Source organism: Streptococcus pluranimalium (assembly GCF_002953735.1).
GTDB lineage: Bacteria > Bacillota > Bacilli > Lactobacillales > Streptococcaceae > Streptococcus > Streptococcus pluranimalium.
The window spans coordinates 1,115,600-1,141,502 of the sequence record NZ_CP025536.1; the positions used below are offsets into that span (position 1 = coordinate 1,115,600).

The 25,903-nt window shown below is 38.4% G+C and carries 22 protein-coding genes; 6 read left to right on the top strand and 16 right to left on the bottom strand.

Going from position 1 to position 25,903, the window contains the following annotated elements; translation table 11 throughout:
- The first annotated feature begins 168 nt into the window (after positions 1-168).
- Positions 169-1,731: a glutamine-hydrolyzing GMP synthase gene (gene guaA / locus C0J00_RS05715; protein WP_104967967.1), complete on the top strand. Its 1,563-nt coding sequence runs from the start codon at positions 169-171 to the stop codon at positions 1,729-1,731.
- Positions 1,732-2,245: 514 nt separating this feature from the next.
- Here guaA and glmM read toward each other — a convergent pair.
- From glmM to cdaA, 3 genes are read right to left on the bottom strand one after another with little or no spacing between them, the layout of a single operon-like run.
- Complete coding sequence (gene glmM, locus C0J00_RS05720; RefSeq protein WP_104967968.1) at positions 2,246-3,598, bottom strand: phosphoglucosamine mutase; 1,353 nt, start codon at positions 3,596-3,598, stop codon at positions 2,246-2,248.
- A 49-nt stretch (positions 3,599-3,647) separates the two neighbouring features.
- Positions 3,648-4,604, bottom strand: coding sequence for a CdaR family protein (locus C0J00_RS05725; RefSeq protein WP_199773993.1), 957 nt, complete (start codon positions 4,602-4,604; stop codon positions 3,648-3,650).
- On the bottom strand, positions 4,604-5,458 hold the full coding sequence (cdaA, locus tag C0J00_RS05730) for a diadenylate cyclase CdaA (protein WP_104967970.1): 855 nt from the start codon (positions 5,456-5,458) through the stop codon (positions 4,604-4,606). Before cdaA ends, C0J00_RS05725 begins: the two co-directional genes overlap by 1 nt.
- 123 nt (positions 5,459-5,581) lie before the next feature.
- Between cdaA and murT the strand changes: the two genes are divergently transcribed.
- Entirely contained in the window at positions 5,582-6,925 is a 1,344-nt protein-coding gene (gene murT / locus C0J00_RS05735) for a lipid II isoglutaminyl synthase subunit MurT (RefSeq protein ID WP_104967971.1), read from the top strand.
- Positions 6,925-7,713 (top strand): lipid II isoglutaminyl synthase subunit GatD, encoded by a 789-nt coding sequence (gene gatD / locus C0J00_RS05740; RefSeq protein WP_104967972.1) that lies wholly within the window; start codon positions 6,925-6,927, stop codon positions 7,711-7,713. The genes murT and gatD overlap by 1 nt, the downstream gene beginning before the upstream one ends.
- A gap of 136 nt (positions 7,714-7,849) precedes the next feature.
- Here the strand turns inward: gatD and C0J00_RS05745 are convergent, their stop codons facing one another.
- From C0J00_RS05745 to trpX, 9 genes are all read right to left on the bottom strand, one after another.
- Positions 7,850-9,232 (bottom strand): MATE family efflux transporter, encoded by a 1,383-nt coding sequence (locus tag C0J00_RS05745; RefSeq protein WP_104967973.1) that lies wholly within the window; start codon positions 9,230-9,232, stop codon positions 7,850-7,852.
- Positions 9,229-9,654, bottom strand: coding sequence for a MarR family winged helix-turn-helix transcriptional regulator (locus tag C0J00_RS05750; protein WP_104967974.1), 426 nt, complete (start codon positions 9,652-9,654; stop codon positions 9,229-9,231). Before C0J00_RS05750 ends, C0J00_RS05745 begins: the two co-directional genes overlap by 4 nt.
- Before the next feature lie 135 nt (positions 9,655-9,789).
- Positions 9,790-11,709 carry a ribosomal protection-like ABC-F family protein gene (gene abc-f, locus C0J00_RS05755; RefSeq protein WP_104967975.1) on the bottom strand — a complete coding sequence of 640 codons (1,920 nt, stop codon included), beginning with the start codon at positions 11,707-11,709 and terminating at the stop codon, positions 9,790-9,792.
- 97 nt (positions 11,710-11,806) lie between these two features.
- The gene (locus C0J00_RS05760) at positions 11,807-12,550 is read right to left on the bottom strand and encodes a matrixin family metalloprotease (RefSeq protein WP_104967976.1); all 744 of its coding nucleotides are present in this window, start codon (positions 12,548-12,550) and stop codon (positions 11,807-11,809) included.
- 123 nt (positions 12,551-12,673) lie between these two features.
- Positions 12,674-13,456 carry an alpha/beta hydrolase gene (locus C0J00_RS05765; protein WP_104967977.1) on the bottom strand — a complete coding sequence of 261 codons (783 nt, stop codon included), beginning with the start codon at positions 13,454-13,456 and terminating at the stop codon, positions 12,674-12,676.
- A gap of 73 nt (positions 13,457-13,529) precedes the next feature.
- Positions 13,530-15,191 (bottom strand): ribonuclease J, encoded by a 1,662-nt coding sequence (locus C0J00_RS05770; RefSeq protein ID WP_104967978.1) that lies wholly within the window; start codon positions 15,189-15,191, stop codon positions 13,530-13,532.
- Between the two features lie 190 nt (positions 15,192-15,381).
- The gene (locus C0J00_RS05775) at positions 15,382-16,140 is read right to left on the bottom strand and encodes an ABC transporter ATP-binding protein (RefSeq protein ID WP_104967979.1); all 759 of its coding nucleotides are present in this window, start codon (positions 16,138-16,140) and stop codon (positions 15,382-15,384) included.
- Positions 16,137-17,006, bottom strand: coding sequence for an ABC transporter permease (locus C0J00_RS05780; protein ID WP_104967980.1), 870 nt, complete (start codon positions 17,004-17,006; stop codon positions 16,137-16,139). The genes C0J00_RS05775 and C0J00_RS05780 overlap by 4 nt, the downstream gene beginning before the upstream one ends.
- 41 nt (positions 17,007-17,047) lie before the next feature.
- Positions 17,048-18,055 (bottom strand): tryptophan ABC transporter substrate-binding protein, encoded by a 1,008-nt coding sequence (gene trpX, locus C0J00_RS05785; RefSeq protein WP_104967981.1) that lies wholly within the window; start codon positions 18,053-18,055, stop codon positions 17,048-17,050.
- 399 nt (positions 18,056-18,454) lie between these two features.
- On the opposite strand from trpX, the gene C0J00_RS05790 reads away from it, so the two are divergent.
- Complete coding sequence (locus C0J00_RS05790) at positions 18,455-20,122, top strand: Rqc2 family fibronectin-binding protein (RefSeq protein ID WP_104967982.1); 1,668 nt, start codon at positions 18,455-18,457, stop codon at positions 20,120-20,122.
- Positions 20,123-20,256: 134 nt separating this feature from the next.
- On the opposite strand, the gene C0J00_RS05795 is transcribed toward C0J00_RS05790, so the two are convergent.
- From C0J00_RS05795 to C0J00_RS05805, 3 genes are read right to left on the bottom strand one after another with little or no spacing between them, the layout of a single operon-like run.
- On the bottom strand, positions 20,257-21,492 hold the full coding sequence (locus C0J00_RS05795) for a tetratricopeptide repeat protein (RefSeq protein WP_104967983.1): 1,236 nt from the start codon (positions 21,490-21,492) through the stop codon (positions 20,257-20,259).
- Positions 21,482-22,660 carry an AI-2E family transporter gene (locus C0J00_RS05800; RefSeq protein WP_104967984.1) on the bottom strand — a complete coding sequence of 393 codons (1,179 nt, stop codon included), beginning with the start codon at positions 22,658-22,660 and terminating at the stop codon, positions 21,482-21,484. The genes C0J00_RS05795 and C0J00_RS05800 overlap by 11 nt, the downstream gene beginning before the upstream one ends.
- Positions 22,657-23,157 carry an NUDIX hydrolase gene (locus tag C0J00_RS05805; protein WP_104967985.1) on the bottom strand — a complete coding sequence of 167 codons (501 nt, stop codon included), beginning with the start codon at positions 23,155-23,157 and terminating at the stop codon, positions 22,657-22,659. The genes C0J00_RS05800 and C0J00_RS05805 overlap by 4 nt, the downstream gene beginning before the upstream one ends.
- Positions 23,158-23,257: 100 nt before the next feature.
- Here C0J00_RS05805 and C0J00_RS05810 point away from each other — a divergent pair, with 100 nt between their 5' ends.
- Both C0J00_RS05810 and C0J00_RS05815 read left to right on the top strand, forming a co-directional pair.
- Positions 23,258-24,268, top strand: coding sequence for a lactonase family protein (locus C0J00_RS05810; RefSeq protein ID WP_104967986.1), 1,011 nt, complete (start codon positions 23,258-23,260; stop codon positions 24,266-24,268).
- 53 nt (positions 24,269-24,321) lie between these two features.
- Positions 24,322-24,513: a hypothetical protein gene (locus C0J00_RS05815; protein ID WP_104967987.1), complete on the top strand. Its 192-nt coding sequence runs from the start codon at positions 24,322-24,324 to the stop codon at positions 24,511-24,513.
- 309 nt (positions 24,514-24,822) lie between these two features.
- Here the strand turns inward: C0J00_RS05815 and rfbB are convergent, their stop codons facing one another.
- The gene (gene rfbB / locus C0J00_RS05820; protein WP_104967988.1) at positions 24,823-25,863 is read right to left on the bottom strand and encodes a dTDP-glucose 4,6-dehydratase; all 1,041 of its coding nucleotides are present in this window, start codon (positions 25,861-25,863) and stop codon (positions 24,823-24,825) included.
- Between the last annotated feature and the right edge of the window lie 40 nt (positions 25,864-25,903).

The following is a 25,903-nucleotide window of genomic DNA, read 5'->3' on the forward strand; positions in this document are numbered from 1 at the left end:
ATAGTTTATCATATTTTCTAACTAATAAGAATTTTTTAAAGAAAATAAATTCATTGAAATCAGAAACAAAGAATCTGTTATTTTTTGATTAAAGCTAATGCTAATCTGAGGCAATTATGCTAGAATAAGTTAACTAATGTCCATGTGACGTAAAAAAGGAAGGTATTCATGACTGACGTTTCGCTTTTGAATGATGTTCAAAAAATCATTGTCCTTGACTATGGTAGCCAGTACAACCAATTGATCGCTCGCCGTATCCGTGAATTTGGTGTCTTTTCAGAGTTGAAGAGCCACAAAATCACAGCTGCTGAAATCCGTGAGATTAACCCTATTGGTATTGTTCTATCTGGTGGTCCTAATTCGGTATATGCTGATAATGCTTTTGGCATTGATGAGGAAATCTTTGAATTAGGTATTCCAATCTTAGGTATTTGTTATGGAATGCAACTTATCACTCATAAACTAGGTGGTAAGGTTGTTCCTGCTGGTGATGCTGGAAATCGTGAGTATGGCCAATCCTACCTCCGCCTAAAACAAACTTCAGAACTATTTGCTAACACACCAGAACAACAACTTGTTTTGATGAGTCACGGTGATGCCGTTACTGAAATTCCTGACGGGTTTCAACTCGTTGGTGACTCTGTTGACTGTCCATATGCTGCTATGGAAAATACAGACAAAAACATCTACGGTATCCAATTCCACCCAGAAGTTCGTCACTCTGAATACGGAAACGATATGCTCCGTAATTTCGCCATGAACATCTGTGGAGCTAAAGGTGACTGGTCTATGGATAACTTCATTGATATGGAAGTTGAGAAAATCCGTGAAACCGTTGGTGATAAAAAAGTTCTTCTTGGTCTTTCAGGTGGAGTTGACTCCTCAGTTGTTGGTGTACTTCTTCAAAAAGCGATCGGTGACCAATTAACATGTATCTTTGTTGATCACGGTCTGCTCCGCAAAAACGAAGGCGACCAAGTCATGAACATGCTTGGTGGCAAGTTTGGCCTCAATATTATCCGTGTCGATGCTTCAAAACGTTTCTTGGACCTTCTCGCTGATGTTGAAGATCCTGAGAAGAAACGTAAAATCATTGGTAACGAGTTCGTTTACGTCTTTGATGACGAGGCAAGTAAACTTAAAGGCGTTGACTTCCTAGCTCAAGGTACCCTATATACCGATATCATCGAATCTGGTACTGAGACAGCTCAAACGATCAAATCACACCACAACGTTGGTGGTCTTCCAGAAGATATGCAATTCCAATTGATTGAACCACTTAACACTCTCTTCAAAGATGAAGTGCGTGCACTTGGTACAGCACTTGGTATGCCTGATGAGATTGTTTGGCGCCAACCATTCCCAGGACCTGGACTGGCTATCCGCGTTATGGGCGCTATTACAGAGGAGAAATTGGAAACCGTTCGTGAGTCTGATGCCATCCTCCGCGAGGAAATTGCTAAAGCTGGCTTAGACCGTGATGTTTGGCAATACTTTACAGTTAATACAGGAGTTCGTTCTGTTGGTGTTATGGGTGACGGCCGTACTTACGACTACACTATCGCTATCCGTGCTATCACTTCTATCGATGGTATGACAGCTGACTTTGCTCAACTCCCTTGGGATGTCCTCAAGAAAATTTCAACACGTATCGTCAACGAAGTTGATCACGTTAACCGCATCGTCTACGATATCACAAGTAAACCACCAGCAACCGTTGAGTGGGAATAACATTCTTATAATACCAAAAGAGGCTTGGTACAAACTTCAATTTTTACCTTCCTTTTTGAAAATTCAACAGTATAAAATAGCTTAGAATTCATGTTCCGAGAGAACATCATTCTAAGCTATTTTCTGTTTTTAAGACTTTGTACTTAGAACTATGCTGTCCACTCATTAAGACCTTACCATCAATAGGCTAATGCTAAAACTCCTAGCCAAGTAACGCTTTTAAAAGCCACCTTTTCCATAAATACTTCTAGTTGGTAGACTACTAAGTAATAATGTTGAAGATCACTTTGGTATATTAACATTTCTCAATCATAACTCAAAAAGAAAAAAATTAGCAAATTTAGCCTCAGACAAAGCTATTCTCTTTCTAGTTCCTCTTGTCACTATATGTGATAATTGTCTTATTAGGCACAAAGCCCCTACTAGAATAATACTCCTAGTAAGGGCTTTGTGGCTATTTTTTATTAAATGGAAAGGCTAACCTCATTGACGATATCCATCACTAATTTTAGCATTAGTCAATGCCAATTTCTGCACGTACAACATCCGCAATAGTATCCACGTAATAATCAACTTCTGCATCAGTTGGTGCTTCTGCCATCACACGAAGTAACGGCTCCGTACCGCTTGGACGAACAAGAATACGACCATTACCAGCCATTTCAGCTTCCATCTTAGCGATAATATCAGAAATAGCTGGAACTTCCATACTTTTCTCTTTCATGGCATTGTCAACACGAATATTGACGAGCTTTTGGGGATAGATAGTGACTTCTGATGCTAGCTCAGACAAAGTTTTTCCTGTTTCTTGCATGACCTTAGTTAGCTGAATTGCGGTCAATTGTCCATCACCAGTTGTATTATAGTCCATGATGATGACATGTCCTGATTGTTCGCCTCCTAGATTATAACCTGATTGACGCATTTCTTCAACGACATAACGATCACCTACAGCTGTAACTACTTTTTCGATCCCTTCAGCTTCTAAAGCCTTGTGAAATCCTAAATTAGACATTACAGTGGTGACAATAGTATTTTTTGCTAACTGTCCATTTCGAGCCATATGCTTGCCGATGATATACATGATTTTATCACCATCAACAATTGCACCAGTTTCATCTACAGCAATCAATCGGTCACTATCGCCGTCAAAAGCCAAACCAATCGCAGAACCTGTTTCTTTGACTAATTCTTGCAAAGCTTCTGGATGTGTTGAACCAACTCCAGCATTGATGTTTAAACCATCTGGCTTATCACCAATAACTGAAATATCAGCTTCTAAGTCTAGGAAAACATGACGCGCAGAACGATGAGCTGCACCATTAGCACCATCAAGAGCAACTTTCATACCATTGAGTTTAATTCCCGTCGAAACAAGAAAAGCTTCATACTTACGTAAACCTTCAGGATAGTCAACAAGATTTCCTAATCCTTGAGCCGATGGGCGAGGAAGAGTATCTTCTTCTGCATCCAACAATGCTTCAATCTCAGCTTCTAGAGCATCGCTTAATTTAAATCCGTCATTGGCAAAAAACTTGATACCATTATCTTGAGCTGGATTATGACTAGCAGATATCATAACACCTGCACTAGCATTTTCAGTCCTTACAAGATGAGAAACACCCGGTGTAGCTAAAACACCTAATCTGTAAACTTCTATTCCCACTGAGAGAAGACCAGCGACTAAAGCTGCTTCTAACATTTCACCTGAAATACGCGTATCACGCGCTACAAAAACCTTGGGACGTTCTTCTTCGTGTTGACTAAGAACATATCCACCAAAGCGTCCGAGTTTAAAGGCTAATTCTGGTGTTAATTCTAGATTTGCTTCTCCTCGTACACCATCTGTTCCAAAATATTTTCCCATAATTATTAGCGCTTAGGCGCTCCTCCATTTTTCTAAAAGTTTTTTTACTTTATTTCTTAGTAGTTGTCAGCTTAACGGTAACAGTTTGTGGTACTATCGTCACATTAGAAGCCGATAAGGAAACTGTTTTCGAGATATCTTTCGAAACGCCTGTAATATCAACAGTCCCCTCAACACTATCTGTAGCATCAAGTTCTTCCTGTGTTCCTGAAACAATAACTGTCTCTTGACTTAACTTGTAATTAATATTTGATAATTTATCCGATAAGACACCTGTTACTGACAAATTAATCGGTACTTCCTTAGTTAATTTTTTGACAGAGACCTTAATTTGAGTTTTGGCAGGGTCAACAATAGATGCCAAAATAGTTCCATCTGCAGCGACTGCTTGTAAATTAACCGTTCCATTAAAGTCACTACTTAAAACCTTATCAGATGGCATAATAGCTTCGACATGATCAATTTGTTCCAGAGTTGATTCATTGCTTGTAACAGTCACTTCAGAAACACCTATATCCACACTATCAACCTTATACCCATCTGCTACCTGATCTGGTGAAATCGTTGATTTTACTTTAAAGGTTTTGCTAGCTTTTTTCCCAATATTGATAGCAATATTTTTGGGATTGACAGCCGCATTCATATCTCTTGGTAAGCCTACCACTTTTAACTTGGCATTCGTCGTTCCAGGTTTTACATTTGATAAATCCGCAACAACCTTGAAATGACGTGTATCTTCATTTATCTCAGAGTCAAGTTTAATGCGATTTGTTGAGGTTAAATAAACTTCTGCTTCGTATGAATACCCACTAATAAAATACTTATTCGTATCATACTTAATATCAATGGGTACACTTTTTATGGTGTGACTATAGGTCTCAGTTACTCGCGACAATTGTGTCCCAGAAGCATTATAAGTAGTTGCTTTAGCAACTAAAAATAAGAGTAATGAGAAGAAAAGAGAAATAATCACATAAAAAATTGACTGGTTAAACCATTTCTTAATCATTTTTCCCCCTTTCCAAACAAGCGTTCTTTCCAACTTCGTGTTTTAACAGCATCAGATAATAAGATTTCTCGGAGTATCAATTCAAAACTATCATTACTTAAATCATGCTGGAAACGCCCATTATGTGTGACAGAAAGACTACCTGTTTCTTCAGAAACAACAATCGTTAAAGCATCTGAATGCTCAGATAATCCAATAGCCGCACGGTGTCTTGTTCCAAATTCCTTTGAAATAGCCGTTGATTCAGTCAAAGGCAAATAACAACAAGCCGCTGCAATCTTTTTCCCTCTGATAATAACCGCTCCATCATGTAATGGCGTATTTGGGATAAAGGTATTAATCAATAACTGACTGGATACGTCTGCATTCAAGGAAATACCTGTATTGATATATTCGCGTAGAGTCTGTGTTCCCTGAATAGATATTAGAGCACCAATCTTACGTGGGCTCATGTAAGCAACTGATTTAACAAGTGCGTCTATCAACTTCTCTTCATCTGTAAGAACAGATGAGCCTGGTGTAAATAGTTGGGTAGTTTTCCCAAATTTTTCTAAACCTAAACGAATTTCTGGTGCAAAGATAACGACACCTGCTATAACACCATAGGTAATAATCTGATTCATCAAATAAGTGATCGTTGTTAAACCAATAAACTCAGCTAATAATTTTAAGATGATAAATAAGATAATCCCTTGCACCAAGGACATGATTTTAGTACCAGCCAAAGCTTTTATGAAACGATAAATTAAGTAGGCGACAATGGCAACATCTAACAGGTTTACTAAAATTGTCAAAGGGTTATCAAAGAGTGATTGCCAGAATCTAGCATCAAACTGTGAAAAAAAACTCATACTGGTACCTCTCTTGATTGGAACCTATATTCACAGGTTCTTGATAATGCCTTAAAGACAGGCACTCGTTTTATTATAGCACTTTTTCTAGCTAGTTTGTAGCATTTTTGTTAAAATAAAGACATGACTATGAAAACTCAAATGGGAATTTTAGCTGGTAGAACAGCTCATTTTGTTCTTTCAAAAATGGGACGTGGTTCAACTTTACCTGGTAAGATTGCCCTAAAATACGATGCAACTATTTTAGACACTCTGGCGAAAGATTATGAAATTGTGGTTATCACCGGTACTAATGGTAAAACCCTTACAACCGCTCTAACCGTTGGTATCCTTAAGGAAGCTTTTGGAGATATTGTGACTAATCCGAGTGGTGCTAACATGATCACAGGGATTACCTCTACTTTTTTAACTGCCAAACCCGGTAAATCAGGTAAAAAAATCGCAGTCTTAGAAATCGACGAAGCAAGTCTACCAAAGATCACCGAATATATCACCCCAAGTCTTTTTGTTTTTACCAACATTTTCCGAGACCAAATGGATCGTTATGGAGAGATTTATACTACCTATGACATGATTTTAGCTGGGGCTGCCAAGGCACCGAATGCTACTATTTTAGCTAACGGAGACAGTCCTCTGTTTCATTCGCGTCAAGTAGTGAATCCTTTGCAATTTTATGGTTTTGATACAGAATCTCATGAGCCAAAATTAGCTCACTACAATACTGAAGGGATTGTCTGTCCAAAATGCGAACACATTTTGCAATACAAGATGAACACTTATGCCAATCTTGGGGACTATATCTGTCTCAACTGTGACTTCAAACGCCCTCATTTAGATTACAAACTGACTGCTCTAACCAATATTACCAATACGACTTCCGAATTTGTTATTGATGGTCAGGATTACAAAATCAATGTAGGTGGTCTCTATAATATCTACAATGCCCTCGCTGCTGTCTCAGTTGCTGAGTTCTTTGGCGTTTCACCTGAACAAATCAAGGCTGGTTTTGATAAGAGCCGTGCCGTCTTTGGTCGTCAAGAAACATTTAAAATCGGTGATAAATCATGTACTTTGGTCCTCATAAAAAATCCTGTCGGAGCCAGTCAAGCACTTGATATGATTAAGTTGGCAGATTATCCCTTCTCTTTGTCTGTCCTTTTAAATGCTAACTATGCAGATGGGATTGATACTTCCTGGATTTGGGACGCTAATTTCGAGGCTGTTAACGACATGGATATTACAGAAATGAATGCTGGTGGCGTGCGCCACTCCGAAATAGCTCGTCGTCTCCGTGTGACTGGCTATCCAGAGAACAAGATTCGTCAAGCTGAAAAGTTGGATGATATCATGACCATGATTGAAAACCAAGACGCCGATCACGCTTATATCTTGGCAACTTATACTGCCATGCTTGAGTTCCGAGAAATCCTCGCAACTAAAAAAGCTGTTGGAAAGGAGATGCATTAATGGTCTATACTTCTTTACAATCTCCCAATAATCACAATTATGACTATGAGTTAAATGTTGCCCACCTCTATGGTAATCTCTTAAACACCTATGGTGACAACGGCAATATTCTCATGATAAAGTACGTCGGCGAAAAATTAGGGGCCAAAATGACCTTTGATATCATCTCAGTCGGTGATTCATTTGATAACGATCACTATGATATCGTCTTTTTCGGTGGTGGACAAGATTACGAGCAATCAATTGTCGCCAAAGACTTACCTAGCAAGCGAAGCACTATTGATCAGTTCATTCAAGACGACAAGGTCATTTTAGCCATCTGTGGTGGCTTCCAACTCTTGGGACAATATTATGTTCAAGCTAACGGTGTCAGAATTAATGGCATTGGGGTTATGGGACACTATACCCTCAATCAAGAAAATAACCGTTTTATCGGTGACATCAAGATTCACAATGACGAATTTAACGAAACCTATTACGGCTTTGAAAACCATCAAGGACGAACCTTCCTTTCAGATGATGAAAAACCTTTAGGTCGAGTTGTTTACGGGAATGGTAACAATGAAAAGGATGATAGCGAAGGTGTTCACTATAAAAATGTCTATGGCTCTTACTTCCATGGTCCTATCCTATCACGTAATGCCAATCTTGCTTATCGTTTAGTCACTACTGCTCTTCGTAACAAATACGGCAAGGACCTCATCTTGCCAAGCTACAATGACATTCTTAGCCACGAAGTTCCTGAAGAATACGGCGATGTTAAATCCAAAGCTGAATTTGATAAATAACGGATAAAGACGCTAGATAAAAAGCCTTAAATAAAAAATAGCTTAGAAAGACGTTCTCATGAAACGTTGATTCTAAGCTATTTTTAATTGTTTAATTGCCAATAGAAAGGATAAATTCTAAGTGACCAAGCTCATTTTAGACACTCAAATTTTCCTTAGGCATCCTTTTAAATTCAATCACGATGAAAATAGCAGCCATAATAAAAGTCACAAAGTCAGAAACAGGTCCTCCAAGCATAACCCCTTTAACACCAAACAAACGAGCAAAGAGAATCATCAAAGGAATGAGCAAAATCAACTGACGCAACATCGATAAAATGGTTCCCTTCCATGCCTTACCAATTGAGGTAAAATAGGTTGAAATGGAAATCATGAAGCCATTGGTGATTGAGAAGAACAAGAACGTTCTCATGTAATATTTTCCGAATTCAAGATAAAGACCACTATCGCCAGAACCAAACAATGAAATCAGTTGTCCTGGTAACAATTCAAAGGCCATCCATGCAAGAACAGAGACTACTGCCACACTCTTCATCAAAACCTTAAAGGTTTCGCGTACTCGTGGGAAATTCTTAGCCCCATAGTTAAAACCAATAATAGGCTGACTCCCTTGTACCATGCCAAGGACAATAGCCATGAAAATGACATTAACTTTCATGACAATTCCTGCAATAGCAATGGGAATATCTGGGCCGTAAACAGATTGACTACCATATTGTTTCAAAAGATTATTTCCCAAAACTTGAATAATAATATTTGAAACCTGTGTAACAAATGGGGTTAATCCTAGAACGACGATAGATTTAATGGTATGCCAATCAAGTTTAAAATCTTCTTTTTCAAGTGTAACACTTTTGAAGCGTGGAAAATAGGCTAGTAATAGCAAGGCTGAAATAAACTGACTGATAACCGTTGCCCATGCTGTTCCTGCAATTCCCCAATTGAAAACAAACATAAATAAGGGTGACAACACAGTATTGATGACAGCTCCAGTCACAATCGCCATCATAGAATATTTAGGACTAGCATCTGCTCGAACAATTGGGTTAAATCCCATTGAAAACATCAGAAAGGGGATACCAAATGACGTGATTCCAGAAAAAGTCATAGCATAGGAAAGAATATTTTCTGTTGCTCCAAAAATGAGCATTAAAGGCTCTAAAAAAATTCTTACCAAGAGACAAATGAGGATACCAACTCCAAAAAGTAAAATAGTCGCATTACCAATAGTTAACTTAGCTTTTTGCATTTCCTTTCGTCCCATTTCCAAATTGAAACGTGATGCCGATCCAATACCAATCATGGGACCAAGCGCCAAACAAATAGTCGTCAAGGGAAAGGCAATATTGGTTGCTGCATTACCCAAAAAACCAATACCTTGTCCGATAACAACCTGGTCAATAACATTATAAAGAGCATTAACCACATTGGCTACTACTGCTGGTATCGCTAAGCGTTTCATTAAAACTCTCACTGGTTGATATCCCAAGGGATTCCGATAACTTGATTCATCTGTCATTTACTGTTCTCCTCTTCCATTACCAATTTATCCAACAAACCTAACAAAGTCTTTTCTTCTTCCTCAGTTAATACTGCTTTTCCATGGTTAAAAAAATCATCCCAGTTAGTTTGAACCATTTCTTGACCAGCTTTTGTGGCATAAAGCTGATAAGAACGGCGATCTTTTTCCCCTTTTCGGCGCTCTACAAGCTCCTTTTCTTCCAGCTTATCAACAAGATGCCCAATCACATTTTTATCCTTAAGATTCTTTTGAGATAATTCGGACTGTGTGATTCCTGGATACTGAACGATAATCGCCAGAGTTACAAAATTACCTCGTGTCAAACCTAAAGCACTAAATTCACAATGTGTTCTGCGATCAATCATCGCATTTTTAGCTAATAATAATTTAAAGGCTAACATGTCTTCAATAGTCTTCATATCTTCCTCCGTTAATAAATATTATTTATTATATACCTTATATACTATTTTTCAAGAAATTAGCTCTAAAAAAAGACTTGGATGCTAATCCAAATCTATCTAAAAATCATTTATCAGTTGGCAAAAATGACAAACTTAAGACAGTTGCTCAAGCGATTGAGACAGTTCTTCCCACTCTTCCATCAAGAGCATCTGATTGCCTTGGATGTCATCCAACTCTTTCTGCAAATCAGCCAAAGTCATAGCATCATTGCTTTCAGCCATCTGCTGAGTGATCGCTTTTTCTTTACTGTCAATGTTATCCAATTCAGACTCAATAGCTTCAATACGACGAGTGATCTTACGAAGTTCTTTTTGATTGGCTTTTTGTTGTTGATAATTAGTCGACCCCTGTGAGGTGCTCACTTCTTCTGGTTCAAGATTTCCAGCTGCTTCTTGAGCTAAGAATTCTAGCTCTGCTTTTTTCTCAACATAATAATCGTAATCACCTAAGTAGAGGGTGGAACCTTCCTCTGAAATTTCTAAGACCTTAGTCGCAATACGATTGATGAAGTAACGGTCATGGCTGACAAAGAGTAAACTACCATCAAACTCAATAAGAGCATCCTCCAGAACTTCTTTGCTATCAATATCCAAGTGGTTGGTTGGTTCGTCCAAGATTAGGAAATTATTATTTTCCATGGATAATTTTGCTAAAAGCAAGCGAGCGCGTTCACCACCTGAAAGCATGCCGACTGATTTTTTGACATCATCTCCTGAGAAGAGAAAGGCACCTAGACGATTGCGAATATCAACTTCTGGTGTCGTTGAAAAATCATTCCAAAGCTCGTCAAGAACAGTATTGGAATTGGTCAAATGGGACTGCGTTTGATCATAGTAACCAGTCTCAACATTGGCACCGAAACGAGCCTGACCTTTGATGAAGGGGAGTTGACCGATAACGGATTTAATGAGAGTGGTTTTACCAATTCCATTTGGTCCAACAACAGCTATAGCATCAAATTTGTTGAGCTCAAGCGAAATTGGTTCTGATAAGACCTGCTTGTCATAACCAATGGCTGCATCCTCAACCGTCAAGACGACATTTCCTGAAACCTTTTCCGAATGAAAGGTCATGTTAGCTGATTTTTGACCAGCTGATGGTTTGTCCAAACGCTCCATCTTTTCTAGTTGCTTACGACGAGCTTGAGCACGTTTGGTTGTTGAGGCACGAACAATATTTTTTTGGACAAATTCTTCTAGCTTAGCGATTTCTTTTTGCTGTTTCTCAAAGTTTTTGGCTTCTGTGGCTAGTCTTTCAGCTTTGAGGTCCATAAACTTAGAATAATTTCCCACATAACGATCAAGGGAATGTGGATTCAAATCTACCGTCACTGTAGCTACTTTATCCAAGAAATAACGGTCATGACTAACGATGAGAAGAGCTCCTTGGTAGTTGACTAGATAGTTTTCCAGCCAAGCAATAGTATCGATATCCAAGTGATTGGTCGGCTCATCCAGCACCAAGAGTTCTGGCTTTTGAAGCAACATACGAGCCAGAGCTAGTCGAGTATTTTGACCGCCAGAGAGTTCTGAAATCTTCATACCCCACATACTTTGGTCAAATTTAAAGCCATTTAAAATAGCACGAATATCACTCTCATAGGTAAATCCACCGGCTAAACGGAATGTCTCAGACAAACGGTCGTAATCATTCATCAGCTTATCTAGCTCAATACCTGATAGTTCCCCCATCTGATTTTCCATGTGACGCAAGGTCTTCTCATCGTGACGTAAAGCAGAAAAGACAGCCAGCATTTCATCGTAGATGGTATTTTCAGATTCGAAGCGACTATCCTGCGCCAAATAAGACATCTGTAGATCACGTTTGGTATTGATATCACCACTTGTCGGGGCTTCTTCACCAACTAAAATTTTTAGAAGCGTTGACTTACCAGCGCCATTACGGCCAACGAGTGCAATTCTATCTTTTTCATCGATTTGTAAATTAATATTATCAAATAAAACATCCCCGGAGAAGGAACGTTCAATCTTGTTTGCTTGTAAAATAATCATGACTCTATTATAGCAAAAAGACCCTGATCCTAAAAGGAAGCAAGGTTTTTTATGTATTTTATACGTAACATAAACACGTTTTATATTATTCTAGCGTTTATGCCGTTTCATTTTTAGTAGTCGAATATAAGGTCTTGACTGCTTCAATATCCACATCTTGTATACCATAATAAGAACCTACCGACTGCATAACCGACTCTTGATGATCATTATGACCTAAACCAATAGCATGGCCCAGTTCATGGATAGCTGTATTAACAATCCGTTCCTGAGTATAGCTATAACTAGGGTCGAATAAGTAATGGGCATTTAAATAGACATCTACTGATACAAGATGATTCGTCAGTGCATTCGTTTTAGTATTAGCCAAACCTGCTGCCTGAGTTGATGCGTCTGAATAATCTTTAGCAATGATCCTTGCTTGATCAGGCTGAGATACTAACTTAAACTGAAAAGCTCCCGTTTGATTCCAAGCCTCAATAGCTTCTTTATAGGCTGAGCGAAAACTAGTGTTTTGAGTTTCAATATAAATTGTAGCTGAATCAGTTGACCAGCGAGCCCCATCTAGATGATCATGTGAATCAGTCTCTAGATGGGCTAACTGCTTTCCCAGTTCTGCAGAATTGTCAAAACGAGACTGATCAAAAACTGTCGTTACCATTTCAAAAAAATTAGATAAGTGATTAGCTACTGGGGAACTACTGTGATTAGCATAATACATGAGCGCTAAAACAATGAAGCCTAAAACAAGGAAGGTTTTAATAAGACTAAAAACAACATTCCAAATAAACGAAAGAATCAATTTTGGAATAGCTAGCAAAAGTTTAAAAAGGAATCTCATACACGCATACTTTCCGATTATAAATTTCCTAAAACAATATCTCTCAGTATACCAAGCTCCTCTTTACAATTCAACTCAAAACCTGACTGTTACTATCTTTTAAAATTGTCACTTACTTGTTTTCTATGACAAGCGCTCTTCCTTGACATAATCAATCGGCAACATTTCCAAGAAAACTTCCACTTGTTTTTCCCAATAATACCAATCATGAGTTCCATGGTCATTACGATATTCAATGTCTAATCCTGCTTTCTTGAAGTCAGACACTGCCTTGTCATTAATCTTATAAAGGAAATCTTCATAACCACACCAAGCATAGAATTTAGTACGGCCGTCAGCTTGTTTTGCAGCTACTTGCAGATTATTGTCACTCGCTTCGAATGTCTCAAGATCACCAAACAGACCATTCCAGTAATCATCTGGTGCATCGATGTCCTCTTTGTTGGCAAAGTCGAAACCTAAAGCACCAGAAAATGAACCCGCAAAGGCATACTGATTAGTTAACATAGCTAATTTAAAAGCACCGTAACCTCCCATAGAAAGCCCAGCAATAAAGGTTTTCTCACGCTTATCTGTCATGTTAGGGAAAAAACGTTTCATGACTTGAGGCAATTCCTTAGCAATGGCATCGAAATAACGTGAACCGTATGTGGTATTAGTGTAGAAGCCATTGTCACCATTTGGCATGATGATGATAAGGTTGGTTTTACGTACCAGACGTTCCAAATTAGTACGTGATGTCCAAGAATTGTGGTTGCCTCCCATACCGTGCAAGAGATAAAGAACTGGGATGTCTTTATCATCACGGTATTCTTCCTTAATCTGATCGATATCTGGGTACAAGACATCAACCTGACGATATAAACCTAAAACTTCTGAACTGTATTCTATTTGAAAAAATGCCATTTATTGTTCCTCTTTCTACCACTACAGAAAGAAGTTGAGACCTGCTCAACTTCAACATAATAAACTCTGAATATTAACGTACTTCCATGATGACAGGTAAGATTGCCGGACGACGCTTGGTTTGATCAAATAAAAATTTGCTGATTTCATCACGCACTTGCCCTTTGAGTTCACCCCAGTCAAATCCATCTTCTGCTAGATAATTTTCAACAGTTGTATTCACTAAGTCAGCTGATTCGCGAAGAATATCACGACTCTTCTTAACATAAACAAAACCACGGGTATTGATTTTAGCGCGTGAAACAATTTTACGCTCTTTTTTATTAACCGTCATCGCAACGATAAAGATACCGTCTTCTGACAAGACCTTACGATCACGAAGTACAATATTACCCACATCACCAATCGCATTTCCATCAATCATGACATCACCTGCAGGAATAGCTCCTTCATGTAAAAACCCTTGGTCAGATAGGTGCATGATATCTCCACGCTTCATGATATAGATATTTTCTGCTGGCATACCAGTCTCCTCTGCCATATTAGCATGGGCTGCTAGGTCACGATACTCCCCTTGGATTGGAAAGAGGTATTTGGGTTTCATAAGATTTAGCATCAACTGCAAATCACGACCATTGGCATGACCAGAAACGCGCAAGTTTTGGGTGATTAACTTAACAGAACCACCAGCCTTATAAATCATATTTTCCACACGCGCAACAACAGCTTCTTTGGCAATACTTGGTGTCGTCACAATATAAACTAAGTCACCGTCTTTAATTTGGATAAAACGGTGTCGTCCTATAGCCATTTTTTGGAGGCTGTTAATCGGCTCACCCATACGACCAGTCTCTAGAATTACCAATTCGTGATCTTCAAACTTAGACATTTCCTTAGGTTTAACCATGATGCGCTCATCAGCTATATGTAACTTTTTAAGTCGAATAGCTGTTCGAACGATATTTTCAACATCAAAACCTGTCAGTACAACCCGACGACCATAATTAGCTGCTGCATCAAAAACTTGTTGGATACGGGCTAGGTTACTTGACACTGCTGCCACAATAACACGTCCTTGCGCATCTCCGATAACTTGATCAATTTCAACGCCAACTTCTGATTCACTAGCCACTTGCTCTGTACTTGTCGCATTAGCAGAATCTGCCAAGAGAGCCAGGACACCCTCACGACCAATTTCTGTTAGACGGGCAAAGTCAGTATGGTAAGCATCACGCGCTGCCTGGTCAAATTTAAAGTCACCTGTATAGACAATATTACCTTCTTTAGTGCCGACAACAATCCCTAAACTTTCTGGAATAGAGTGGGTCGTTTTAAAGAATGAAACGACAGCATCGCCAAACTCAATCTCAGTTTCGCTATCGACAACGTGGAAATTATTGAATTTTTTGACAGCTGTATTGTTTTTAACCATCAATTTAGCCAACTCAATGGTCAATTCTGAACCAAATACAGGCACATTCATTGAGGCAATTAAATAAGGCAAGGCACCAATCGCATCAGCATGTCCATGTGTCAAAAAGACACCTTGAACACGATCCTTATTATCAATCAAGTAATCAAGATTAGGGATAACCACATCAACCCCTAACTGTTCGTTCTCTGGGTATTTTAACCCAGCATCTAAAACAAAGATAGCATCATTGACTTCGGCAATATAAAGGTTTTTTCCGTTTTCACGAACCCCACCCAAAGCCATAATTTTAATATCGCTCATTTGTTCTCCTTAAAATATTTTTCTATTAGTCATGGAAAACGAGTCCCATGATATTGCTCCATCAGAGCATTTTCATCAAACGGTCCTTAGCTAGCTAAGTCGAATTACAGATAGTAGCAAAAAAAGCTGCATACTCGTTATTAAGTATACAACTTTATGCTTTATTTTTCAATTTTCACAATTATTTTCATCACTCAAAAACTTGATAATAGTCAGCGATTGATAGCCCTGCTTTTTCTTCTGCTGAGCGATCTTGTACAATTTTCCCATCTTTCATCACAATCAGACGATTACCGTATTTTAAAGCATCCTCCATACGGTGTGTTATCATAAGTGCTGTTAGCTGGTCTTTTTGGACAAATTCTTCAGTCAAGTTCATGAGTGACACGCTTGTCTTGGGATCTAAAGCTGCGGTATGCTCATCCAATAATAACAAATCAGGGCGCTTGATAGTTGCCATAAGTAAACTGAGTGCTTGACGCTGACCACCTGATAAGAAACCAGTCGGTGTTTCCAAATGATTTTCAATCCCATTACCAATTTTGCCAATCAAAGCTTGAAACTCATCCTTAAATTGATGAATACGTCTTGGTACCAACCCACGTTTTTCACCACGGTATTTAGCAACTAAGAGATTTTCAGCCACCGTCATCCGTGGAGCAGTCCCCATTTTAGGGTCTTGGAAAACACGCGCCAAATACTTAGCTCTTTTTTCAGCTGTCAAGTGGGTCACGTCTTCTCCCATGATCAAAATCTTACCGCTCGTTAGCATAAGGGTTCCGGCAATGACATTGAAAAGGGTTGATTTTCCTGCACCATTGCCACCCAAAATAGTAATAAAATCATGTTCGTAAATGGTTAAATCGACCGTATCTAAAATCGTCTTGTAATCATTGGAGCCGTTGTGAACTTGAACTGTTGCTTCTTGTAATTCTACTATTTTTCTCATCGTGTTACTTTAGCCCCCTTGAATACTTTATTTTTTAAGACTGGTACCACTAGGCAGATTGAGAGAACGATGGCACTGAAGAGTTTAAGGTAATTGGTGTTAAAACCAAGCGCTATCACTGCTGTTATCAAGAATTGATAGAAAACGGCACCGATAACGATGGTTATCAGACGTTCTAAGAAAGTCAAATCACTTGCGTAGACAACTTCACCGATAATGATACTGGCTAATCCAATGACGATAATACCAATCCCTTTAGATACATCTGCGTAACCATCCTGTTGACTAATAAGCGCCCCTGATAAAGCTATAATCCCATTTGAGACGATTAAACCCATGACTTCCATACGGTCAGTATTGATCCCAAAACTTTTTGCCATATCTCGGTTATCACCTGTCGCAATATAGGCTTGACCCAAACGAGTGTTGAGAGAAACAATGAGGAAGACAATCACAGCGACAACAGCTATCAAACCAAGCACCAAAAGATTATAGCTGGTAGTAAATGGCAATAATTCTTGGATTGGTTTAATATCAAGTAGACCGAGGTTAGCACGTCCCATAATCATCAGCATGATGGAGTTGATGGAAGTCATGACCAAAATACCTGCTAGAATGGTTGGGATTTTCCCTTTGGTATAAAGAAGACCTGTCACTAAGCCAGCCACACACCCAGCTAAAATAGCCACAAGTGTTGCTAAAATAGGATGCCATCCCATATTGAGGAGAGTCACAGCTACCGCCCCTCCAAGAGGAAATGAACCTTCTGTTGTTAGATCAGGAAAGTCTAAGATTCTAAAGGTCAGGTAAATACCTAAACCAAGAATGCCATACAAAAGTCCTTGTGAAATTGATGATATAATCATTGCTTTATCTTTCTACTTTTCTTTTTATAATATGTCTCTATTTAATCAGCTTTAACAGATATTTCTGCCTCGTCCAGAACTTCTTGTGGAATATCAATACCAAGTTCCTTAGCCACTTTCATGTTGAGAGTCGGTGTACCTGTGTTAATAACATTAACAGGCATGTCTTTAACAGCTTTTCCATCAAGGATTTGGGCAACCATTTTCCCTGTTTCGACCCCGAGGTCAAATTGATTTTGTCCTATCGCTGCGAAACCGCCATTTTTTACCATACTATCATCAACGACATAGACTGGTAATTTCGCTTTGTTGGCAGAAGCCGCTACTGTTTTCATAGCACTAGCGATTGTATTATCTTGAGGGACGAAAATAGCATCTACTTTTCCAGTCATAACAGCCATAGTAGAGGTGATTTCATTCGTTGAAGGAACCGCATAGGTTTTAACGGTTAAACCTTTTTCTTTAGCTAATTTTTCGAACTTCTCAACTTGACTTTGCGAATTATCTTCACTGCTAGCATAAAGGACTCCAATTGTTTTAGCATCAGGCGTTAACTTGGTGATTAGCTCAACTTCTTGAGCAACTGGAACTTGGTTTGAAACACCTGTGATATTGGCTGATGGGTGTTTTAAATCAGAAACTAGTTTGGCACCCACTGGATCTGAGATAGCTCCCATAACTACTGGAATATCTTTTGTTGCATTTGCTAAACCTTGGGCAGCCGGTGTCGCAATCCCAACAAGGACATCATTGCCGTTTGCTACCAGTTGTTTACTCATGGTCTGAATTTTTGATTGATCTGCTTCAGCATTAACGTAATCAATCTCAACACGATCCTTACCATAGCCTGACTCTTCGAGACCTTTTGAAATGCCCTCATTAATAGCATCTAAGGCATCATGGGTAACGAATTGTAAAACACCAACTTTAACTTTTTCTTTAGGTGATTTTTCTGAGCCTGCATTACTCTGCCCCAAACTATAAAAAATAGATCCAACAATAATAAGTGCCAAGACGGCTAAAGTTCCAATAACGGCTTTGTTTTTCATCTGATTTCTCCTCTTTTATCAACTTAAACCTAAAATTTTCCAAAAAGAAAAGCACCTAGTTTTGAAACTACGCGCCTTTATCTCATCATAATAACCGATAGAGCTGCGCATAGATACTGTCCTTTTTGAAGTACATCAAAAGTCGTATCTATGCTAAACCACACAAACACAACTTTTATCTACGCCAGCTTTGCCAAAGTGTGATTTGTGTTGTCATATCAGTACTTCCTTCCGTTTGTTTTGTATCATTATACTATAAATTCTGACAATTGCAAACGATTTTTTAAAAAAACTTTAAAAACTTATGGATTTACTACTTATGGTATAATAGATTGATACGTTAACAGTAATAAACGAGTGAATTGTCAATAATATACTGATATTAGGAGATTGATACCCATGTCTTTTGACGGCTTTTTTTTACATCATTTAACCAAAGAATTACAGGACTTTATTTTATACGGACGAATTCAAAAAGTTAATCAGCCTTTTGAGCGGGAACTAGTCCTAACCATTCGTAACAATCGTCAAAACTATAAATTACTTTTGTCTGCTCACCCTGTTTTCGGGCGTGTTCAAACGACAAAAGCAGACTTTCAGAATCCTCAAAGCCCTAATACTTACACTATGATTATGCGAAAGTATCTTCAGGGAGCTGTCATTGAATCGGTTAGCCAGATTGAAAATGATAGAATTTTAGAAATCACTGTTTCTAATAAAAATGAAATTGGTGATCATATCAAAGTGACCTTGGTTGTTGAAATTATGGGGAAACATAGTAATATCATTTTGATTGATAAAAATGAGAATAAGATTATCGAGTCCATCAAGCATATAGGCTTCTCACAAAATTCTTACCGAACCATTTTACCAGGGGCTAGCTACATTGCTCCGCCAAAGACAGATGCCCTCAATCCCTTCACAATTGACGATATCAAGTTATTCGAAATCCTGCAAACGACAGATTTATCAACGAAACAGTTACAGCATACCTTCCAAGGTTTAGGTCGCGATACGGCTAAAGAGTTATCAGAGCAACTAGCACATGCCGATCAAAAATTAAAAACCTTCCGCCAGTTTTTTGCACAAGACAGTCAGCCAAGCCTAACCGAAAAATCATTTTCAGCAGTTGCTTTTACTGATACTGTCCAAACTTTTGATAGTTTGTCAGACCTTATGGATCACTTCTATCAAGAAAAAGCGGAACGTGACCGCATCAGCCAACAAGCTAGCGACCTCATTCATCGCGTGCAGAATGAACTGGAAAAAAACCGGAAAAAACTCATTAAACAAGAGGCTGAACTAGCTGCTACAGAGTCAGCAGAGGACTTTCGTCAAAAAGGAGAACTCCTAACCACCTATATGGCTATGGTCCCCAATGATAAAGACTCAGTTACACTAGATAACTACTATACCGGAGAGCCTATCACTATCGCTCTTGACCTTGCCTTAACTCCAAACCAAAACGCCCAGCGTTATTTTAAAAAATACCAAAAACTTAAAGAAGCTGTTAAACATCTTAAAGGCTTGATTGAAGAAACCAAGCAAAGTATCGCCTATTTTGAAAGTGTCGATGTCAATCTTTCTCAGGCGACCATGGATGATATTGGTGAGATTCGTGAGGAGTTGATTGAGTCTGGCTTTATGAAACGCCGTTCCACTGATAAACGCCATAAGCGTAAAAAACCAGAACAATATCTGGCTTCAGATGGGCAAACCATTATCATGGTCGGGCGTAATAATCTTCAAAACGAAGAATTAACCTTTAAAATGGCTAAAAAAGGAGAACTTTGGTTCCACGCCAAAGATATTCCAGGAAGCCATGTCCTTATCAAAGACAATCTTGATCCAAGTGATGAGGTCAAGACAGACGCAGCTGAGTTGGCTGCATACTATTCCAAAGCCCGTCTTTCGAACTTAGTACAAGTGGATATGATTGAAGCTAAAAAATTGCATAAACCGACTGCTGCCAAGCCCGGTTTTGTGACATACACAGGTCAAAAAACACTGCGTGTCACACCCACAGAAGAGAAGATTCAGAGTATGAGAATAAAGTCATCTCTATAAAAGAACAGAAAAACGATCACATCTCGTTATGGAAGAACCATAAGAATGTGATCGTTTTTTATTGCGTTAACGTCAGATTATCTTATCGACTATGAACATGACAATCAGATAAAACAGTTTGACAAAGGAAAATACTAATGACTTAATTCTTCCAAAAAGCTTTGCATATTTAAATCATCCGGTACCAAACTTAAGTAAGTTTTAGCTGTTTCTGTTGCTAACTCAAGTTGACCGAATTCTCTTAAGATATAAGCGTAATCATGGAGAAACTCAGGATTCTGGTTAAGGTCTTTGGCAATATCTTGATAAATAGCATACGCCTCTTCTTCTTGATCCAGGGCCTGATGTGCCTTGGCGATATTCCATTTTGCTAGAAGATTATCAAGGTCTGCGATTTCTAAGCTAACAACTTCTTCATAGCGTTCTTCTTCTAAGTAAAGATTCGTTAAACGTAGAGTCACTTCTTCCATATCTTCTGCTAAATCTTTAGCTGATAAGAGATAGGATTCTGATAACTTAGCATCATGATTCTCATAGGCTAATTGGGAGGCTAATAACAATAATTGGCTATCATATGCATTTTTTGACAAGCCCTGTTGTGTGAGCTTTAAAGCTTCCTCGATCTTATGTTCTTCATGAAGCGATTGGGCATAATAATACTCATAACCTGCAAAATCAGGATTCATGGTATCTAACTGTTTAAAATAAAGATTAGCCCTTTGGTATTCTTCTTGGTCAAATAAGAGTGTTGCTAATTCAAAGACAGTCATATCGTCGTAGTCAATCTCTACAGCCTTTTCCAAAAACTCAATGGCTGCTTCAAATTTTCCCATATCAGCATAAGCACGACCAATCCGCTCATAGGTAGATACACCCGTTTCTTCCAATATGGCACGATTATCAAGAGCTGCGTAGTTAGTGATAGCCTCTTTGAAATCCCCAACTTCCATCTGCATTTCTGCCAGACCAAAACGAATCAAAGGCTGGTCTGACAAAGCGAGTGCTTGTTCTAATTTGTCTCTTGCCACATCAGCTAGACCTTCCATCTGATAGAGATCTGCCATAATAACAAGAGCATTGATATAGTCTTCGGATTCCGAATCAATAGCATCTAAATAGAGAAAGGCTGCTTCAAAATCTCCATCTTCTGCAACAATTTGAGCTAAATTTAGATTGACGTCTGGATACTGGCTTCGTAATTTGTCATAAATACGCTTAGCCTGTGGCAAAAATCCAATACTTTCTAAATAGGATCCCAAGTCCAATAAGACTTGCTCATCATCTTCTTTTAGCGCACGCTCAAAATACTTATCAGCATGGGCTAGATCCTGACTTTGAATGGACGCCACCATTTTTTCACTATTCCACATCTTCCGAATTCTCCTCAATAAAATCTGCTTTATAAAGGCCACTCACGACTTTATACCAATCAAAAATTTCGATAGCGATAACCTTAACTGAAGCATAGATAGGAATGGCTAAAAAGACTCCCCAAATCCCGAATAACGATCCCGCTGTTAGAAGCACAAATAAGATAGTGATGGGATGAATACTAAGTTTGCTTCCGAGTACTAAAGGACTTACAATTCGGCCTTCCATAGTTTGCTCAATCATAAAAACAATAATGACTTTCAGAATCATTGTCGGACCTGAAATCGCTGCTAAAATAAAAACTGGAATCTGGGCAATAAAGCTCCCCAAATAAGGAACTAGATTCAAAAATCCTGCAATAATACCTAAGGTTACACTATATCTTAAGCCGATGATGCTGTACATCACAGCAAACATAATCCCTACTGCAACGGCAACAAGCACCTGCCCTTGAACATAACCCGACAATTGTTTATTAATCTTTGTCAACACACGTGTTGTTGGCTGTCTTAACTTAGGTGGTAAAAATTGGGTAACATAGCCTTTTAATTGGTCACCATCTCTTAATAAATAAAATAAAATAAAAGGTGAAATTAAGATAGCAACCGCTACTCTAGCAACTGTCGAAGCAAAATCTCCTGCCCATGTTACAAAAGAAGAAGAGATACGCTGAGCGTAGCTGATAATATTTTCGGATAAATCATTAATAACTTTTTGCAACTCAATGGTGAAATCGTTTAATTCTCTATTTTCAAGCAAGCGTGTGAGTTGATGTTCGATATCTTCAATGTAGGCAGGTAGGTTCAGCATGAAGTTGCTAAATTGATTTTCAACAGCTGGTACCAATACTGCTATGCCCCAGATAAGTAAGGCAATAACAATAATAAAAACTAGAGCAATGGCAAGCGTGCGTTTTAGTTTAAATTGTTTTTCAAAGAAATCAACAAAGGGTTTCAATAAATAATATAGTAAGGCTGATATCACAATCGGTAACATGATAACAGCAAGAAAATCAACGACAGGTTTAAATAAATGGGAAATCTTAGTAAGCAAAAAGATATTGAGGAACAAAAGGAAACTTACAAGCAGAATGATTGCCCCTTTACTATTTAAAAACCACTTAAAAAACCAGCTAAAGGCTATTTTTTTATCTTCTGATTGTTTCATTTGAGCTCCTTTTTGTTAAGGCCTTGATAGAAAGTCACCTTTTGATCAATAAGTCTATTTTCCTGATAAGTAAATTTTGCCGAGAAAAAAGGTACATCTTCCAATATCCATTTAAACATTTGATAGTCACCTTCCCAAGTTGGTTTTTCAAGAACTTTACTATATGGTACCCACTCTAAAGTTCCTTCAAGAGATTCATCATCTGAGATCAACTCTCCTTCAAATGCTGTTACCTTAAACACATAGGTGTACCAGTCATGGCCAGGCGTAAAATTAGGAAAAGTAATCACACCCTTAAAATCCATTTGTTTCACTTTTAGATGCGTTTCTTCAAAAATTTCCCGAATAGCACATTCTTCAGGAGATTCACCAGCCTCTAGCTTTCCACCAACTGAAATCCATTTACCTTCATGAACATCGTTTTCTTTTTTATTCCGGTGCATGAGTAAAAGTTCTTTTCCGTTATCAATATAGCAGATAGTTGCCAACTTCGTCATTTAATCACCTCTTTCACTTATCTAACTATTATATCAAGTTATTCTCCAAAATGTGCTATAATTTCTTCAAGAACTGGAAAACCAGAAGAGAAGTCTTTATATGATTCATACACTACTTTTCGGAACTTATACTAAGCGCCTGTCTCAGGGCATTTATCAGGCTAAATTTGATACTAAAAGCGGGAAACTCTTCGAATGCCAGCTCTTTACCAAAACTAAACAGCCAACTTATTTAGCTTGGGCTAATAAGGGAGATTTGCTTGCGGTTAAGCAAAACAATAAGATGGGAGGCATCGCTTCTTTCAATGCAGGTGGCAAAGAAATTAACCATGTTCTTTTGGAAGGCGCACCCCTTTGCCACCTTCATTTTGATCAACAACGACAATTAGCTTATGGGGCAAACTACCACAAAGGTGAAATCTCAGTTTATTTTGTTAATTCTGACGGTTCTTTAACACTGTCAGATATCATAAAACACGACGGAAATGGTCCACATCCGAATCAAGAAACGGCACATGTACATTTTGTTGGATTAACACCAGATAATGTTTTAGTCACCTGTGACTTAGGAAGTGATCAGATGATCACTTATGCTATCAGCAGTGAAGGCAGACTAAATCCCTTGGATACTTATGATTCTACTTCTGGAGCTGGTCCTAGACACCTTGTTTTTCATCCTCACTTACCAATCGCTTATCTCTTATGTGAATTAAACGCAAGCATTGAAATACTGTCTTATACAGGAAATGGTCATTTTGAACGATTGGATATCATCTCAACCATTCCCAATAGCTATCAAGACTTCAATGCAACTGCTGCCATACGCCTATCATCTGATGGAAACTTTCTTTATGCCAGCAATCGCGGTCCTGATTCCATTGCGGTATATAAGATTCAGGACAATGGTTGTTTAGAACTTCTTCAACTCGAAAATTCCAGAGGCAATATTCCAAGAGATTTTATCCTATCACCTGATGAAAAACACCTTATTGTCGCTCATCAAGACTCTGATAATATTACAGTTTTTAAACGTTCTCCTGAAACTGGTAGATTAACTGTCTTATCAGACGACTTTCACGTTCCAGAATGTGTCTGTCTGCTATTCAAATAAATTGCTATTTCTTTCATAAAGTGTTTTAATTGATAATAGAAAGGGGTACTCATATGAAACCACAAGAACTATTCGACCAAGTCAAAGAAATGATTGCCAAGAAGGATTTTTCAGAAGCTAAAACCTTCATCGAAGACCACAAAGAAGATTTAGGACAATATTTTGATAAAGCCAAAGGATTAATCGAAAATTCTGATGCTGTCAGCGGTGTTGTTGACAAAGTTAAAAATCTCTTTGGAAAATAAGGAAGCTGAGAAAAGTATTCCGAATCAGAAAAACCCATCTCCCAAATTGTTATAAAAAATTTGAGATGATGGGTTTTATTGTCAAAAATTTTCTCCTCAAACAGCATCTTTTATCAGCCTCTAACATTTACACTAAGATGCCACCTACTCTCTATCCACAGATTTGTTGAGAATTAAACATCACTTTTTGACTTGAAAAATTTTGAAAGTCCTATCATTATAATCATATAGAGATTGTGACTAACGCTATGATATTTTACAAACGAAAAAACTTGTCTTTCATTCTTCTTGAAAGACAAGTTTTTTGTTTTACTTAATAACTTTTTGCGTTGCAGCGTATTTTGCTTCAACGGCTTCTTTTTCTGCTTTCCACCACTCTTGGTTGTCAGTGTACCACTTGATAGTCTCTTCTAAACCTTCTGAGAAGTTAGTAAATTGTGGTTCCCAGCCTAGCTCTTCACGAAGCTTACTTGAATCAATAGCATAACGTAAGTCATGACCTGCACGGTCTGTGACGTGATCATAAGCATCTTTAGGTTGCCCCATTTTTTCAAGAATCATTTCAAGAACTTCTTTGTTGTTCTTTTCACCATCAGCACCAATCAAGTAAGTTTCGCCCATACGCCCCTTAGTTAAGATAGCCCAAACTCCAGTTGAATGATCATTGGTATGAATCCAGTCACGAACGTTTTTACCCTCACCATAAAGTTTTGGTTTAATGCCAGCCAATATGTTGGTGATTTGGCGCGGAATAAACTTCTCAATGTGTTGGTATGGTCCGTAGTTATTTGAACAGTTAGAAATAGTCGCCTTGACACCAAATGAGCGCACCCAAGCTTTGACTATCAAGTCTGATGCTGCCTTAGTTGATGAATAAGGTGATGATGGGTTGTAGTTGGTTTCGGCAGTGAATTTTTCACCTGGTCCCTCACCATGTCCTGGTAAATCTTCACGAAGTGGTAAATCACCATAAACTTCATCTGTTGACACATGGTGGAAACGGATATCGTACTTACGAGCTGCTTCAAGTAGGGTGTAAGTTCCGATAAAGTTGGTGTGAATAAATGGACTTGGATCATTGAGAGAATTATCATTATGACTCTCAGCTGCGTAGTGAACAATGGCATCAGCCTTAGCAGCCAATTGATCCACTAATGCCGCATCAGCAATGTCGCCAACAACCAATTCAACGCGATCACCAAGAATAGATTCGATATTCGCTTTATTCCCAGCATAAGTGAGTTTATCAAGAACAGTCACGCGGACTTCTGGGTGGTTATTGTAAACGTAATGCACGAAGTTAGAACCGATGAAACCAGCTCCACCTGTGACGATGATATGTTTGAACATTATTTTCTCCAATTTTCTTTTTTTGGAGTTGCCTTAGGTA